Origin of the sequence: Microbacterium luticocti DSM 19459, from assembly GCF_000422405.1 — a bacterium.
GTDB classification, from domain to species: Bacteria; Actinomycetota; Actinomycetes; order Actinomycetales; family Microbacteriaceae; genus Microbacterium; species Microbacterium luticocti.
On sequence record NZ_AULS01000003.1, the window covers coordinates 183,065 to 198,097 of the forward strand.

Below are 15,033 nucleotides of genomic sequence, written 5' to 3' on the forward strand. Positions count from 1 at the left end.
GATGCCTCGGGCCGGCCGGAGTGGTCGCCCGGGATCAGTCGGGGACGATGACCAGGCGTGAGCCGCGCAGATCAGTGCGCTGCCACGCCTCGGCGATGCCGCTGAGAGGCATCGTCGTGACGTCGACGTGCAGCTCGCCACTGCGCACCCACTCGACGACCTGCGCGTACGCGTCGGCCATACCGGTCATGAGGTTGCGCGCGGCGCCGTAGATCTCCAGGCCCGACGTGCGCAGCGCGCGGGCGGGCAGCTCGAACGCCTCCCCCGCCGCCTCGCCCACCTGCACCAGCCGGGTCGGCTTCGGCAGAGCAAAGCTCTCGGGTGTGAGCGCCCGGCACAGCAGCTCGGTGGGTCTCCCCCAAAGAAAGTCCACGATCACGTCGTAGCCCTCGCCTGCGGTGTCGCGGTACGACCGGACGAGGTCGTCGTCCGGCGCCGTCGTGTCGATGACCGCATCGACGCCGAGGTCTGCGAGCGAGGCCAGGGCCGTGGTATCCCGCCCCGTGCCGACGACGCGCCCCGCGCCCAGCAGCCGCGCGATCTGCACCGCGAGTCGGCCGGCGACGCCCGTCGCGCCCTGCACCAGCACGGTCTCGCCGGGCTGCAGTCCCGCTGCCGTCTTCATGCACATGCCGGTGATGGCCGTCGCCAGCACCGCGGCCGTGGGCGCCTCGATGCCCTCAGGAATCGGCGCCCACTGGCGGTCGGGCACGACGACGTACTCTGCGAGCGCGCCGTGCGGCGGCTGCAGCCCGCCGAAGCCGACCAGCGTGCCGTCGGGCGTGCGTCCTACGCCGTCGAAGCACGGGACCGCCGGCAGGGCGGCCTGGAACGCCGCGGCGGTGTAATGGGTGCCGTCGACGATCGCGCGATCCACATTCTCGACCGCGACCGCCTCGACGCGCAGCACAGCCTGACCCTCGGCGGGGTGCGGGTCGGGTACATCCCGATACTCCGGAACTCCCCCGCGCGCGGTCACCACTGCAGCCTTCATGCCGCCCTCCTCGATGGCGTGATCCTCGAACAGCTCTCGAACACTGTTCGAGAACTACAGTGTCTCACACCTTTCGAGTGCGAGACAAGGGAGCGAACATGGCGCTGACGCGGGATGCCGTGGTGCAGGCCGCACTCGCACTGCTCGACGACGACGGGCTCGATGCGGTGACCATGCGTGTGCTCGCGCGTCGGGCGGGCGTGGCGGCGTCGACGCTCTACTGGCACATCCGTGACAAGGATGAGCTGCATCTGGCCCTGGCCGACCGCATCATGGCTCCTGCGTTGCAGGCGGTGGCCGGGCTCGGCGAGATCCGCGACGCGCGCGAGTGGCTGTTCGCGGCGGCATGCGCCATGCGCGACGCACTGCGCGCGCACCGGGACGGCGCCCGCGTCGTGGCGGGGGCCCGTGACTCATTCACGCGAGCGGAGTTCTCGGATGGCGCCATGGCCGCGCTCGTGGAGCGGGGCGTGCCGCTGGCCGAGGCGCGACTGCGGGTGCTCGCCGCCGAGCGCTTCACCGTCGGCTATGTGCTCGAGGAGCAGGCACCGGCCCCCACCGGCGACGGGCCCGATGTCGCAGAACTCGAACGCCGCGTGCCGACGGCGGTGCGCGCCATCCGCGAGTACTTCGCAGCCGGACGCACCGGCGATGACGTCTTCGCCGACACACTGCGGGTCGTCGTCGGCCTCGCGTCATCGTGACGCGCGGCCCCACACACAGAATCGGCACGATCTCGCACCCGCGACGGACCGGGTGCAGGATGTCGCCAACTCTGCCGCGGTCCGGAGCCCGGGCCACCGGGGCCCGCGGTCCGGAGCCGCACGGGCCACCGCGGCCTCCGGCACGGAGCCCCGGCCGCCGCGCCGGGCCCGCCCGGCACCGCGTCAGCGGTAGTCGCGGTCGAGGTGCTGGCCGGTGGCATCCCCCGACGCCACCCGCTCGGCCTCGCGCGCCCGCAGCTCGACCCGCCGGATCTTGCCCGAGATCGTCTTGGGCAGCTCCTCGACGAACTCGATGATGCGTACGCGCTGGTGCGCACTCAGCCGCTCATGCGCGTGCACGAAGATCGCACGGGCGGTCTGGGCCGGGTCCGCGGCCGCCTCGGCCGTCACGCACACGTACGCCTTCGGCACCGCCAGCCGCACCGGATCGGGACTCGGCACGATCGCCGCCTCGATCACCAGGTCGTGCTCGAGCAGCACCGACTCCAGCTCGAACGGCGAGATCTTGTAATCGGATGCCTTGAACACGTCGTCTGCGCGACCCACATACGTGAGATACCCGTCGGCATCCCGCGACGCGATGTCGCCGGTGTGGTGGTAGCCGCCGGCGCGAGAGGCGGCGGTCGCCTCGTCGTCTTCGTAGTACCCGGCCATCAGGCCCAGCACGGGCTGCGACAGGTCGAGGCAGATCTCACCCTCGTCGGCCACCTGCTCCCCCGTCGCCGGATCGACCAGCACCACCGGATACCCCGGCGTCGGCCGCCCCATCGAGCCGTCCTTGACGAGCTGCCCGGGCGAGTTGCCCACACAGCACGTCATCTCGGTCTGCCCGTACCCGTCGCGGATCGTCGAGCCCCAGGCATCCCGCACCTGATGGATGACCTCGGGGTTCAGCGGCTCGCCCGCGCCGACCAGTTCGCGCGGCGGATGCGCGAGCTGACGCAGGTCGGACTGGATGAGCATGCGCCACACCGTCGGCGGCGCGCACAGCGTCGAGACGTGGTGCGCGTCCATGACCCGCATCAGCTCGCCCGCGTCGAACCGGGCGTAGGTGAACACGAACACCGTCGCCTGCGCGAGGAACGGCGAGTAGAAGCTGCTCCACGCGTGCTTGGCCCAGCCCGGCGACGAGATGTTCAGGTGCACGTCGCCGGGCCGCACACCGAGCCACCACATCGTCGACAGGTGCCCGATCGGGTACGAGATCTGGGTGTGCGCGACGAGCTTGGGCCGGTTCGTGGTGCCCGAGGTGAAGTACAGCAGGCCGATGTCGCCGGCGGGCGTCGGGCCGTCGGGCTCGAAGTCCGCGGGCGCGGCGGTCGAGGCATCCCACCCCACCCAGCCGTCGGGCAGATCGTCGCCGACGCCGATGCGGGTGACGGATGCCGGCACCTGCGCGAGCCGGTCGGCCAGATCCGTGAGCGTCACGACGGCGTCGACCTCGCCCTTCTCGACCCGATAGGCGAGGTCGGCGGCCGACAGCAGCGTCGAGGTCGGGATCGACACCGCGCCGAGCTTGCCGATGCCGAGCATCACCTCCCACAGCTCGATGGTGTTGTTCAACATCACGATCACGTGCGAGCCGCGGCGCACGCCGAGCGAGGCGAGCCAGTTGGCCACCTGGTCGCTGCGCTGCGACAGCTGCCCGTAGGTCCAGGAGCGGGCCGACAGGTCGGACTCCACGATCGTCACGGCGGGGCGGTCGGGATGCTCGCCGGTGACCACGTCGAACCACTCGAGCGCGAAGTTGAACTCGTCGACCTGCGGCCAGGTGAACTGCGAGACCGCGCCCTGGTAATCGGTCGCGTGGTCGAACAGGAAGTCCCGGGCCTCCCGAACGGCCTTCGTCGCCTGCGTCGCGGTGCGTCCCTGTGCCGGCATCCGTGCTCCTTCGCTCGTCGTCGCCTGGTCGCGACCCTGAACGCAGCGTCGCGACCCTCGAAGCCTACTCGCGCCCGGCCCACCGATGAGATGCGTTCGACGACGGCGGCCGGCCGCGGCATCCGTCTCGGCGTGACGCTACCGCGCCCGGCGGCCGGCTGCGGCATCCGTCCCGGCGCGGTAGAGTGTTTTCCACAGGCTTACCTGTGGAAAACCACGACAACCACTCGACGATGGGAGCGACATGAGCATCGCGGTTCGCAGCGCGACGACGACCTGGGACGGCAGCCTCGCACAGGGCACCGGCACCTTCGGTGACACCAGCAGCGGGGCGCTCGACGGCCAAGAGGTGACCTGGGTCTCGCGCACCGAGGCGCCCGGCGGCAAGACCAGCCCCGAAGAGCTGCTGGCCGCCGCACACTCGTCGTGCTTCTCGATGGCGCTGGCGCTGACCCTCGGTGAGCACAAGACGCCACCGCAGCGCCTGGTGGTCACCAGCGAGGTGAGTCTCGACCCGGTCGACGGGGTGCCGACGATCACGACGTCGAAGATCACCGTGCGCGCACAGGTGCCGGGTGTGGATGCCACCACCTTCGCGTCGATCGTCGACGAGGCCGCCAAGCTGTGCCCCGTCTCGCGTCTGTTCGCGGGTGCCGAGATCACCGTCGACGCGCAGCTCGAGGGCTGATGACCGACGGCACGCGGCTGGCCGACGCGCTCACCCGCGAGCACCACGCGATCGACGCCGGCATCGAGGCCTACCTCGCCGACGACACCGACCCGCAACCGTTGCGCGAGGCGATGCACGCGCTGCGCCGCCACATCTACCTCGAAGAGACGTTCCTGTTCCCGCCGCTGCGGGCGACCATGATGATGCCGATCTTCGTCATGCTGCGCGAGCACGGCGAACTGTGGCACGAGATGGATGCCGTCGACGCCGCACTCGAGACCGGCCGCGCGGATGTGCCGGAGCGGTGCCGCGACCTGTTGTCGCTGCTCGACCTGCACAACCAGAAGGAAGAACCGGTGGTGTACCCGCACGCGGACGCCGACCTGGCCCCCGAGGTGCGTGGCCAGCTCGCGCGGTTCCTGGCGGAGGGCACGTTCCCCGACGGGTGGGTGTGCGAGAAGGCGTGACAGGCACCGGCCGCGGTGGTCTTCGGGATGTGCCGTCTCGCCGGCTGCGCCGGTCCGCTCAGCGGGCGGGGTGCTCAGCAGGCGGGGCGCTCAGTAGTTGAGTCGCTCAGCGGGCCGGGTGCTCGGCAGGTCGGGTGCTCGGCGCCGGTGCGCTCAGCGGGCGAGTCGCTCAACAGGCGGCTCGCTCAGCGGGCGGGGCGTGAGAGGAACACGTTGACCACCGCGGTCAGCACGACGATGGCCGCCGATGCCGCGGGCAGCAGCACCGCGGCATCCGTCCCCAGCCGCTGCGCCACCTCGCCGGTGATCGCCGCGCCCAGCGACTGGCCGACGATGACCGCTGAGCCGAGGATCGTCATGACCGTCGCCGACCGCCCCGCCGGGCTGCGCTCGGCGCCGAAGCTGTACTGCGTGACCAGTGTCGGGCCGATGCCGATGCCGATCACCCCCAGCGCCAGCGCCATCGCCGCGACCGAGTGCACGAGCGGCAGGGTGAGCGTGCCGCCCAGGATCACGGCCCCGAACAGCAGCCAGCGCCACGCGCGGGTGAACCTCTCGGGGAACAGCGCCACGCCCAGCGCGAACGCCGCCGACCCGATGCCCATCACGCCGTAGAGCAGGCCGGCCTGCTCGGGCACGCCGCGATCGTCCATGAACGAGGTGAGCGAGGTGAGCATCGATCCGAAGAACAGTCCGACCCCGAGGATGCCGACCACGACGACCACCAGCGCGGGCCGGAACAGCGACGACACCGCGCCGCGCGCGTCGGCGTGGGCCCGGGTCTGCCGGGGCGGAGCGGTCGGGTGCAACGCGAAGACGCCCACGAACACGACGGTCAGCGCGGCCGCCCCCACCAGCGGCGCCCAGGGTGCGATCCACGAGGCGAGCACGCCGACCACGAACGGACCGATCACGAACACGGTCTCGTCGGCGGCGGATTCGTAGGCCATCGTCGAGTTGAACACCTGGGGACGGCGGGATGCGGTGATCCGCTCGGCGATGATGGTCACCAGTCGTGAACGTGACAGCGGCGCCACCTGCGGGGCGGTCGCACCGATCAGGAACGCACTGGTCAGCATGACCGCATCCGGCAGCGAACTGTAGGTGATCGCCGCGAACAGGGCGAGCAGCACCCCGTTGGCCACGCCCACGATCAGCAGCACGGGTCGTTGCCCGAACCGGTCGGCGGCGGCGCCGAGGAACGGCCCGAAGCATGCGGTGCCGAGCCCCACCGCGGCCGAGGTGATGCCACCCAGGGCGACGGAGTCGCGCGCCGACACCACCAGGGTGAGCACGCCGACCACCATCATGGCGAACGGCAGGCGTGCGATGAACGCGATGACGAAGTAGGGCAGGCCGGTCTGGCGCAGCAGGGAATCGCCCTGCACGGGTGCGTCGGTCATAGCGTGTGTGCGGGCTCGGCGATACGGGTGCCGGACAGATGCGCGGTGCACACGTCCGGCAATTCGCGGCGTTCGAGCCGATCCACCGACGTGTCGGCATCCCACGCCTGCAGAGCGCCCTGCATGAGACCCAGGTGTATGGAGCAGACGATGTCGGGGCGTTCCCGCGCGAGCTCGAGGAACGGGCAGTGGCAGACATCGACTCTGCCGGCCTGATCGATCCGCGGCCGGAAGCCGATGCGCTCCAACAGCGCGACCAGGTCGGTCACCGGATCGTCGCCGGCGGTCTGCGCGGCCTCACGCTGCCCCCAGCGCCGCCCGGCCTCGGTCGCCGCCCGGGCCGGTTCGTCGGCGCGAGACAACTCGTCGACGAGGATCTCGGCCAACATCCGGTACCGGCGTGCCGCGGCGCCGTCCATCGCGCGCACCCGGCGGAACAACTGCGCCGGTCGGCCGGGCAGACCGCGGTCGTCGACGGTGCGCTCGATGCGTCCGTCGGCGAGCAGCCGCTCCAGATGCAGGCGCACCGTGTTCGGGTGCGCGCCGAGCCGCTCGGCGAGCGCTGCGATGGTCTGCGGCTCCCGTGCTTCATCGAGGAGGCGCAGCACGTCCTCTCGCCGGCTGGCCCGGACGCCCGTTGCCATATCGGCAGTTTACCGGCCGCACCCGGGACGGGCGTCGTAGAGTCGGCACATGGCGCCCACCACCGTCTGGACGATCGGGCACTCCACGCGAACGCTCGACGAGTTCGCGGGTCTGCTCGCCGAGAACGGCGTGCGCGGCATCGTCGATGTGCGCACCGTGCCGCGCTCACGGCACACGCCGCAGTTCAACGCCGACACACTGGGCGATGCCCTGGCCGCCCGCGACATCGCCTACTGTCATCTGGGCGCGCTGGGCGGACTGCGGCACACGACGAAGGCATCGACGAACACGGGATGGCGCAACGCGAGCTTTCGCGGATACGCCGACTACATGCAGACCCCCGAGTTCGCGGCCGGGCTCGACGAGCTGATGCACATCGCCGGCGAACGCCCGACGGCGATCATGTGCGCCGAGGCGGTGCCGTGGCGGTGCCACCGGTCGCTGGTCGGCGACGCACTGCTGGTGCGTGGCATCCACGTCGTCGACATCATGGGTGCGGGCAAGACCCGCGACGAGACGATCACCCCGTTCGCGCACGTCGAGGGCACGACGATCACCTACCCGCCCGAACCGGAGGGATGACCGGGGTCAGGACAGCCGGCTCCACACGATGCAGACGAGGATCAGCACGAGGACCACGCCGCCGATGATCGTCTGACGGCGCTTCTTCAGGTGGTTCGCCGACCGGGTGCGCATGCGCTTGGCGCGGGCGACCGCGTCGGACCCCGGCCCCAGTACGCGCTCCATGACCGGGATGTTCCGGCGGTACACGCGCAGCGCGTCGCGGTGCCTGCCGAGGGCGGCGAGTGTCTCGGCCACGTCGTCGGTCGCGTCCACGGCGAGGGGGTGCTCGGCGCCGATCCGGGCCGACGCGGTTTCTGCGGCATCCCGGTACGCGGCGAGCGCCTGCTCGAAGTGCTTCGCACCCGCCAGGCGGCGGCCGAGCCAGATGCGCAGCCGGATGGTGCGCTCGGGGTCGGATGCGGCATTGTCGGCGATCTCGATCGCGCGGTGCGCGGCCTGCACCGCCTCGTCGATGCGGTCGAGCCGGAACCGCATCAGGCTGAGCCCGTCGAGGGCGTCGGCGAGGGCCCACCGGTCGTCGGGCAGCAGACGTTCGAGCTGTGGCACGATCCGCTCGTATGCCTCGGCCGCCTCACGGTACGCGCCCAATCCCCGGGCGCAGGCGGCCACCCCGCGTTCGGCGCGCAGCCAGTCGACGCCCGGGTCGTCGGCCAGGGCATCGCGCGCCCGTCCGTATTCGATGAGGGCGTCGCCGTACCGCTCCTGTTCGGCGAGGTGGTCGGCGTACCGCAGCGCCGCCAGCACGTCTGACCCGGCCCCGCCGGATGCGGCGCGGGTCTGGGCTGCCAACGCGTCGTGTTCGGCGGGGGCGGCACCGCACAGCGACAGGATGTGGTCGAGGTCGCGGATGCGACTCAGCGTCTCGGGATGTGTGGGGCCGAGCACCTCGCGCGAGAGCGTGACCGCCTCGGTCGCGATCCCTCGCGCGCGGTCGAGGTCGCCGGTGTCGCGCACCGCGATGGCGAGGGCGGCGAGCGTGCTCAACGTCTGCGGATCGCGCGCACCCAGCGCGTCGGTGCGCAGCTGCAGCACGTTCTCCAACCGCCGCACCGCCTCGCCGTGACGGCCGAGGTGTCGCTCTTCGGTCGCGCGGTTGTGCATGGTGATGAGCGTGTCGCGGTGCGTCGGCCCGAGCGTGTGCAGCTGGAGGTCGAGCAGCCGGTCGTAGTCGGCGGCCGCCTCGGCGTCACGACCCTGCCGACAGGCGGCCAACGCCAGGTTGCCACGCACGCGCATCGCCGTCGGGCTGTCGGCGGTGCCGGCCTGCTCGAGGTCGGCCAGCAGCGGGCGCAGCAGCGCCTCGGCCTCGGCGGGCCGGTCGTGGTTCAGGTAGACGACGGCCAGGTCGTTGGCGTCGTCGATGTCGCCGGTCGCGTCGTACAGCGCCCGCAGCTGTCGTGCCGCCTCGTCGGGGCGGCCGAGTTCCTGCAGCGCGAGGGCGCGGGCGTGGCGCAGGCTGTCGATGACCCTGGTCGCGGCCGATCCCTGTTCGGCCTCGGCGATGGCCTGGGCGAGCAGGTCGTCGGCCTCGGCGGTGTCGCCCTGTTCGCGCAGCGCGGTCGCCAGCGCGCCGCGTGCCTGCGCGATCCGGGTCGCGGCGGTGACCTGACCGTCCGGTCCCCACGCACCCCGCGAGGCGAGGTCGGTCTCCAGCTGCAGGGAGTGTCGCAGCTCGGCCAGCGCCTGCTCGCCCCGGCCGGCCGAGCGCAGCCGGTCGGCGAGCTCGTCGCGCAGCGCGATCTCGTGCACCCGGCCGGGCAACCCGAAGCGGGCGAGCCGTTCGGCGCCGCCCCGCAGCACATCGAACGCCTCGTCGGGTGTTCCGCACCGCGCCCGGTCGATGAACGCCTGTCGAAGGGTGTCGAACGGTCCGTCGCCGGGGCCGTCGGCGGCCGGATGCTCGGCGGCCCAGCGTTCGCACGCGAGCTCTGTCCGGTCGCAGAACAGGTCGGCCTGGGTCCGGGCGCGCTCGGCGAGCTCGGGGGATCCGTCGTGTTCGTAGGAGGCCCGCAGCACGCGCGCCTGCATCTTCAGCGCGTTCAGGCCGATCTGCCCGGTGCCCTCGCCCGCGGCCTCGGCGTCGTCGACGAGCGACTGCGCCGTCTTCAGCAGCTGCGGCATCCGCTCGGTGCGGTCGTCACGGTCCAGCTGCGCCTCGAGCGCGACGGTGCGGGTGCGCAGCACGTCGGGGCTCAGCGGGCCGAAGCGGGCCGTCTCGAGCTGGGTGATCCGTTCCAGCAGTGCTGCCGCGCCGGCCAGGTCGCCCCGGCGCCGCAGCACGCCGGCGTGGAACCGCATGGCCTGAAGCACGGCGGGGTCGTCGTCACCACGGGCGCGCTGGAGCGCGGGGATGAGCAGGGCCAGGTCGGCGTCGGCGGCAGCCACGTCTCCCGACCAGAATCGGGTGCGCGCGCGCCAGCCCCAGGCATCCAGCGTCGCCGGATGGTCGAGGCCGAGCACCGCGCGTCGCCCGGCGAGGACCCGGTCCCACAGCAGCGCGGACTGCTCATCCTCGTCGAGGCGCGACAGCGCCTCGGCCTTGGCGGCGAGCGCGGTCAGGTGGTTCACCCCGCCCTCGTCCGCTGCCGCGGCCCGGGCGATGAGCAGATCGAACGCCTGCAGGCCCTCGTCGCGATCCACCTGCACCAGGCGGCGCGCGCGCTGCTCGAGCAGCCAGAGCACGACGCTGTGCGCGCCGCCGAGGGTCTGCTCCCCCTGCGCGATCAGGGCGTCGAGCGCGGCGATCCGCTCGGATGCGTCGGCGCCCGCATCGGCGCCGTGGTGATCGGCGCTCACCAGCGCGCAGCCGCGCGCGTACAGCCGGTCTTCGAGCAGCGCCTGCCGGTCGGGGTCGTCCGGATCGGCCTGCGCCAACGCCGCATCGATGACGTCGGTCAGCGTGAGATACAGGTCTCGGGCGTCGTCGGGGTGATCGAGCTGTTCCAGGCCCGATGCGAGCAGGCGCAGCGCGCCGCGGTGGGCGCCCGACCCCTCGCCCTGCTCGGCGACCGCCCGCGCGACGAGCACACGCAGGCGGGTCACCGCCTGCTGAATGCGCTGCGGATCGCCGCTGTCGACGTCCGATCGCGCGGCGTTCAGCGCGACGCCGAGCCCCTCGCCGTGCGCGTCCATCCGTGATCCCCCCATCCCGGCCGGTGCCTCCTCGACCGTGCGGGGCCGTGCCCGGACCCGGGCGCCGATACGTGCCGGGCCGCGTCATCCCCCTGCGGCTGCGGGCCCCACTCTATCGGGCCGGTCCGCCACGCACGGGCCGGCGGCGGGGCACAGCCTGGCCGTCCGCGAAGGGGTTCGACGGCGGGGCACAGCCTGGCCGTCCGCAACGGGTTCGACGGCAGGGCACCGCCTGGCCGTCCGCGACGGGGTTCGACGGCGGTCCGCCACGCACGGCCGCTCGCGGTGGCAGCGGGTGGTCGCGAGTGGCGGCGCGGCGCGGTTCGGGGGAGAATCTCAGCGCACGCAGTGCGGGAGGATCATGACCGAGCTCATCGCCGTACACGGCGACATCACCGTCCAGGACGTCGACGCGATCGTGAACGCCGCGAACTCGGCGATGCGCGGCGGGGGCGGCGTGGACGGCGCCATCCACCGCGCCGGCGGCCCCGACATCCTGCGCGACTGCATCGCCCGGTTCCCGCACGGGCTGCCCACCGGCGACGCGGGCTGGACCACCGCCGGGGCGCTGCCGGCGCGGTGGGTGATCCACACCGTCGGCCCGAACCACGCCGCCGGCCAGCGCGACCGGTCACTGCTGGTGTCGTGCTACCGGCGCAGCCTGCAGGTGGCCGACGAACTGGGCGTGCGCAGCATCGCGTTCCCGCTGATCAGCGCCGGCATCTACGGGTGGCCGAAACAGGATGCCGTCGAGGTCGCCGTCTCGACGGTGCTCGGCAGCACCACCTCGGTGCAGCACGCGCGCATCGTCGCGTTCGACGAGCGCACACACGACGCAGTCCAGGAGGCGATCGCCCGGCTCGCGTGAGCGCGCGGCCCGCGGCATCCGTCGTCACACGACTGCGCCAGTTCCCGGCGGCTGCGCCAGGTCGCGGCATCCGTCGTCACACGACTGCGCCAGTTCCCGGCGGCTGCGCCGTCGATCGGTGGCGCAGTCGCAGAACCATGGCGCAGTCGTGGTGCACAGCCCGGGCCGCGCGTGCGCCCGGACGCACTGAAACACGCTGTACACGGGTACCCCGTTCCGCTGGGGCCCGTAAGGGGTCACACTGGACAGCGAGGAACTCACCGGACGGCTACGCATTACCCCCGGGAGTCCCTCGCAGGGTCCTCATCAGGCACCACACGCCCAAGAAGGGAACCGGACCGATGACAGCCTCACCTCGCCGTTTCAAGGCGCTGACCTACACGTCGATGACTCTGACCGCCGTGCTTCTGGTGATCGGCATCACCATGACCATTTACGCGTTCACGGGTCTTGACCGCGGATCTGCCGCATTCAATGCGACCGTCGGCTGGGCGCAGGCTGCGCTCATCGCCGCGGTCGTCATCGGCGTGGGAGCCATCCTCGTGCATCGCTCGCTCGCACGCCGCCTCCCGCCTTCCGAGAACGCCCAGACCTGAACCCATCACGCCCAAGCGTGAGCGCATCGTCGCGTTCGACGAGCGCGCGCACGACGACGCGGTGCAGGACGCGATCGCCCGGCTGGCGTGATCGCGCGGCCCGCGGCATCCGTCGGCACACGACTGCCGGGTCGCGCGCCCGCCGGCTACTCGGCGACCAGCAGCGCCTGTGCCGCCTCGTTCTTGAGCTTGGTGTGGATCCAGGCCAGCTCGGTGCCGGACTGCTCGTCGCCGTGCGCGGCCAGCGCGATGAGGTCATGGTCGCGCAGCCCACTCGCCGCCTGACCGGCCAGCTGCCACGACGTCTGCACGAACGCGCACAGCTGCGCCAGCTCCTGCAGGTCGCGCACCAGCCCGAGCGGGCCGGAGCGCGTGCCGCCCAGAGCGGGCGCGCGCAGATCGTCGAGGTCGTCGCCGTCGGCCGGATAACGCTCGTCGCCGATCCGGGCCAGATCGATCGCCCGCTCGAGGGCCTGCGCCGCGAACGTCCGGCAGGTCAGCGACGCGTCGGCGACCCCGGCGTGCGCGGCCGAGACATCCCGGTACGCATCCGACAGCGCCCGCTCGGCGTCGACGAGCATCGCCAGATAGCGCGGGAACTGCATGTCACACCTCCGTTCCGGCCGGCGCGGCGGCCGCACCCATCACCGCGGGCGCGGACGCCGTGTTCGTCGGGGCCGGCGCGGGGCCGTCGCCGTCGCGCACCTTCTGCAGCCGCACCGCGGCGACCTTGAACTCGGGCTGTTTCGACACCGGGTCCCACGCGGTCAGGGTCAGCTCGTTGGCCGCGGTCAGCGTATCGCCGCCGTAGTGCCAGGGCGCGAACACCACGCCCTCGCGCACGTGCGAGACCCGTGCCGGCGCCTCGATGTGTCCGCGCCGAGAGGTGACGCGCACGATGTCTCCTTCACGGATGCCGCGGGCCGCGGCATCCGTCGGCGACACCTCGACCCACATCGCCGGCGCAGCCTGCTGCAACGGCCCGGCCCGTCGGGTCTTGGTGCGGGTGTGGAAGTGGTAAACGGTGCGGCCGGTGGTCAACCGCAGCGGGTATTCGTCGTCGGGCGTCTCGAACGCCTGCTGGTACGGGGCGGTCTTGAGCACGGCCCGCCCGTCGGGGTGGTCGGCGAGGTATTGCGTGCGCGTCACCGCGGTTCCGGTCGTCAGGTCGTGGCCGTAGGTCTCGCAGTAGTCGGCGTGCGTGGCGAACGCGCCGTCGCCGTAGAGCCGCTCGGTTCCGTCGGGCGCGGTGTCGGTGACCGGCCACTGGATGCCGCCGCGCTCGTGCAGCAGCTCGTAGCTCAGGCCCGAGTAGTCGCAGGGGCGGCCGGCGCTGCAGGCCTGCCAGGCGGCGAACGCCTGCTCGGGCGTGTCCCAGGCCGGCAGCGGGTTGCCGTCGCGGTCGTGCAGGCCGAGCCGGCGGGCGTAGTCGACCCAGATGTCCAGGTCGCTGCGCGCCTGCCCGGGAGGATCGACCGCCTTCTCTTGCAGGTGCACCGTGCGGTCGACGTTCGTGTAGGTGCCGGTCTTCTCGGCCCACAGCGCCGCAGGCAGCACGACGTCGGCGAGCTCGGCGGTCTCGGTGAGGTAGCCGTCCGACACGACGACGAAGCACTGGGAACCGCCGAGGGTGGCGCGGATGCGGGCCAGGTCGGGCATCGACACCGCCGGGTTCGTGCCGGCGATCCACAGGAACGAGATCGATCCCTCCTGCACGTAACGGAACATCGTCATGGCGTCGGTCGGCGGGGTCCAGTGCGGGATGACGAGGCGGTCGACGTTCCACAGCGCGGCCAGCTCGTCGACGTGTTCCGGGTTGCTCCAGTTGCGGAAACCCGGCAGCGCGGCACCGCATCCGGCCTCGCGGTTGTTCTCGGCCGAGGGCTGACCATTCATCTGCAGGATGCCGCATCCTTCCCGACCGATCATCCCCCGCAGCAGATGCAGGTTGTTGACCTGGCACGACGCGGCCGTCGCCTGGTGGGACTGGTAGAACCCCATCGAGCAGGTGGAGACGATCCGCTGCCCGCCGGCGAAGATCTCGGCGGCGCGGCGGATGTCGGATGCCGCGACCCCGCAGATCTCGGCGGCCCACTCCGGTGTGGCCTCGGCGGTGGCGGCTGCCAGGTCGTCGAAGCCGACGGTGTGCGCGTCGACGTACTCGCGGTCGACCGCGCCGGCGGCGATCAGCTCGTGCACCAGCGCGTTCATCAGCGCGAGGTTGGTGCCGTTGCGGATCGCCAGGTGCACGGTCGCCCGTTCGGCGACCTTGGTGCGGCGCGGGTCGACGCACACCAGCTGCGGCGGGTTGGGCCCGTCGAGCCGGTCGAGCATCCGTGCCCACAGCACGGTCTGGGTCTCGGCGACGTTGTGGCCGAACAGGAACAGTGTGTCGCAGTGGTCGATGTCGGTGTACGAGCCGGGCTGCCCGTCGGTGCCGAACGTCTCTTGGAACGCCGCCGACGCGGTCGCGGTGCACAGCCGGGTGTTGCCGTCCATGTGCGGGGTGCCGATGCCGGCCTTGCCGATGACGGCGAGGGTGTAGTACTCCTCGATCATCAACTGGCCCGAGGTGTAGAAGCCGTGCGAGAGCGGGCCCTTGGTCTCGAGCAGGGTGCGGGAGCGCTCCGCGATCGCCGCCATCGCCGTCGGCCAGTCGGTCTCGACCAGCCGGCCGTCGCGGCGGATCAGCGGCGTCGTGAGCCGGTCGCGTTGTTCGCCGCGCCAGCCGTAGAGGCCTTTCGGCCCCAGCCGGCCGTGGCTCACCCGGTCGTCGGCGCGGCCGCGGATGCCCACCATCCGGCCGCCGGCGACGGCGACCTCGACACCGCAGCCGTTGCTGCACAGCAGGCACGCCCCGCGCACCCACTTCTCGACGTCGCCGGCCTCGACCCCGTCGACGAGGTACTCGTCCACCCGGGCGGGCCAGGCATCCCCCGCCGCGTACGGGGTGCGCGCACCCCAGATGTCCTGAATCCGTTCCGTACCGGCCATGTCCGTCCCTCGTCGCGCGTGTGTGCCCCGTTGCTGCGCCCTGCGGCTGTTTCCCTGTCTAGTCCCGCCGTCC

Annotated in this window: 13 protein-coding genes; 6 read left to right on the forward strand and 7 right to left on the reverse strand. The window is 72.2% G+C overall.

Annotated features, from left to right (window positions below; genetic code table 11):
- Positions 1-34: 34 nt before the first annotated feature.
- A complete protein-coding gene (locus tag H577_RS0105890; protein ID WP_029145171.1) occupies positions 35-994 on the reverse strand; it encodes a quinone oxidoreductase family protein in 960 nt (319 codons plus the stop codon).
- Positions 995-1,092: 98 nt separating this feature from the next.
- Here H577_RS0105890 and H577_RS0105895 point away from each other — a divergent pair, with 98 nt between their 5' ends.
- Entirely contained in the window at positions 1,093-1,698 is a 606-nt protein-coding gene (locus tag H577_RS0105895; RefSeq protein ID WP_036284039.1) for a TetR family transcriptional regulator, read from the forward strand.
- 183 nt (positions 1,699-1,881) lie between these two features.
- On the opposite strand, the gene H577_RS0105900 is transcribed toward H577_RS0105895, so the two are convergent.
- On the reverse strand, positions 1,882-3,600 hold the full coding sequence (locus tag H577_RS0105900; RefSeq protein WP_029145173.1) for an AMP-binding protein: 1,719 nt from the start codon (positions 3,598-3,600) through the stop codon (positions 1,882-1,884).
- A gap of 244 nt (positions 3,601-3,844) precedes the next feature.
- Between H577_RS0105900 and H577_RS0105905 the strand changes: the two genes are divergently transcribed.
- Together H577_RS0105905 and H577_RS0105910 are read left to right on the forward strand one after the other, a co-directional pair.
- A complete protein-coding gene (locus tag H577_RS0105905) occupies positions 3,845-4,288 on the forward strand; it encodes an OsmC family peroxiredoxin (protein ID WP_029145174.1) in 444 nt (147 codons plus the stop codon).
- Positions 4,288-4,737, forward strand: a complete 450-nt coding sequence (locus tag H577_RS0105910; RefSeq protein ID WP_029145175.1) for a hemerythrin domain-containing protein — start codon at positions 4,288-4,290, stop codon at positions 4,735-4,737. The genes H577_RS0105905 and H577_RS0105910 overlap by 1 nt, the downstream gene beginning before the upstream one ends.
- 185 nt (positions 4,738-4,922) lie before the next feature.
- On the opposite strand, the gene H577_RS0105915 is transcribed toward H577_RS0105910, so the two are convergent.
- Positions 4,923-6,140, reverse strand: coding sequence for an MFS transporter (locus tag H577_RS0105915; RefSeq protein WP_029145176.1), 1,218 nt, complete (start codon positions 6,138-6,140; stop codon positions 4,923-4,925).
- Positions 6,137-6,784 (reverse strand): helix-turn-helix transcriptional regulator, encoded by a 648-nt coding sequence (locus tag H577_RS0105920; protein ID WP_029145177.1) that lies wholly within the window; start codon positions 6,782-6,784, stop codon positions 6,137-6,139. The genes H577_RS0105915 and H577_RS0105920 overlap by 4 nt, the downstream gene beginning before the upstream one ends.
- 49 nt (positions 6,785-6,833) lie before the next feature.
- Here H577_RS0105920 and H577_RS0105925 point away from each other — a divergent pair, with 49 nt between their 5' ends.
- Positions 6,834-7,367, forward strand: coding sequence for a DUF488 domain-containing protein (locus tag H577_RS0105925; RefSeq protein WP_029145178.1), 534 nt, complete (start codon positions 6,834-6,836; stop codon positions 7,365-7,367).
- Positions 7,368-7,373: 6 nt separating this feature from the next.
- On the opposite strand, the gene H577_RS15325 is transcribed toward H577_RS0105925, so the two are convergent.
- The gene (locus H577_RS15325) at positions 7,374-10,502 is read right to left on the reverse strand and encodes a tetratricopeptide repeat protein (protein WP_036283964.1); all 3,129 of its coding nucleotides are present in this window, start codon (positions 10,500-10,502) and stop codon (positions 7,374-7,376) included.
- 361 nt (positions 10,503-10,863) lie between these two features.
- Here H577_RS15325 and H577_RS0105935 point away from each other — a divergent pair, with 361 nt between their 5' ends.
- Both H577_RS0105935 and H577_RS0105940 read left to right on the forward strand, forming a co-directional pair.
- A complete protein-coding gene (locus H577_RS0105935) occupies positions 10,864-11,370 on the forward strand; it encodes an O-acetyl-ADP-ribose deacetylase (protein WP_029145179.1) in 507 nt (168 codons plus the stop codon).
- Positions 11,371-11,711: 341 nt separating this feature from the next.
- A complete protein-coding gene (locus H577_RS0105940) occupies positions 11,712-11,966 on the forward strand; it encodes a hypothetical protein (RefSeq protein ID WP_029145180.1) in 255 nt (84 codons plus the stop codon).
- Positions 11,967-12,112: 146 nt separating this feature from the next.
- Here H577_RS0105940 and H577_RS0105945 read toward each other — a convergent pair whose 3' ends face one another.
- Positions 12,113-12,571, reverse strand: a complete 459-nt coding sequence (locus H577_RS0105945; RefSeq protein ID WP_029145181.1) for a hypothetical protein — start codon at positions 12,569-12,571, stop codon at positions 12,113-12,115.
- A 1-nt stretch (position 12,572) separates the two neighbouring features.
- Positions 12,573-14,960: a molybdopterin oxidoreductase family protein gene (locus H577_RS15335; protein ID WP_036283968.1), complete on the reverse strand. Its 2,388-nt coding sequence runs from the start codon at positions 14,958-14,960 to the stop codon at positions 12,573-12,575.
- Positions 14,961-15,033 lie beyond the last annotated feature (73 nt).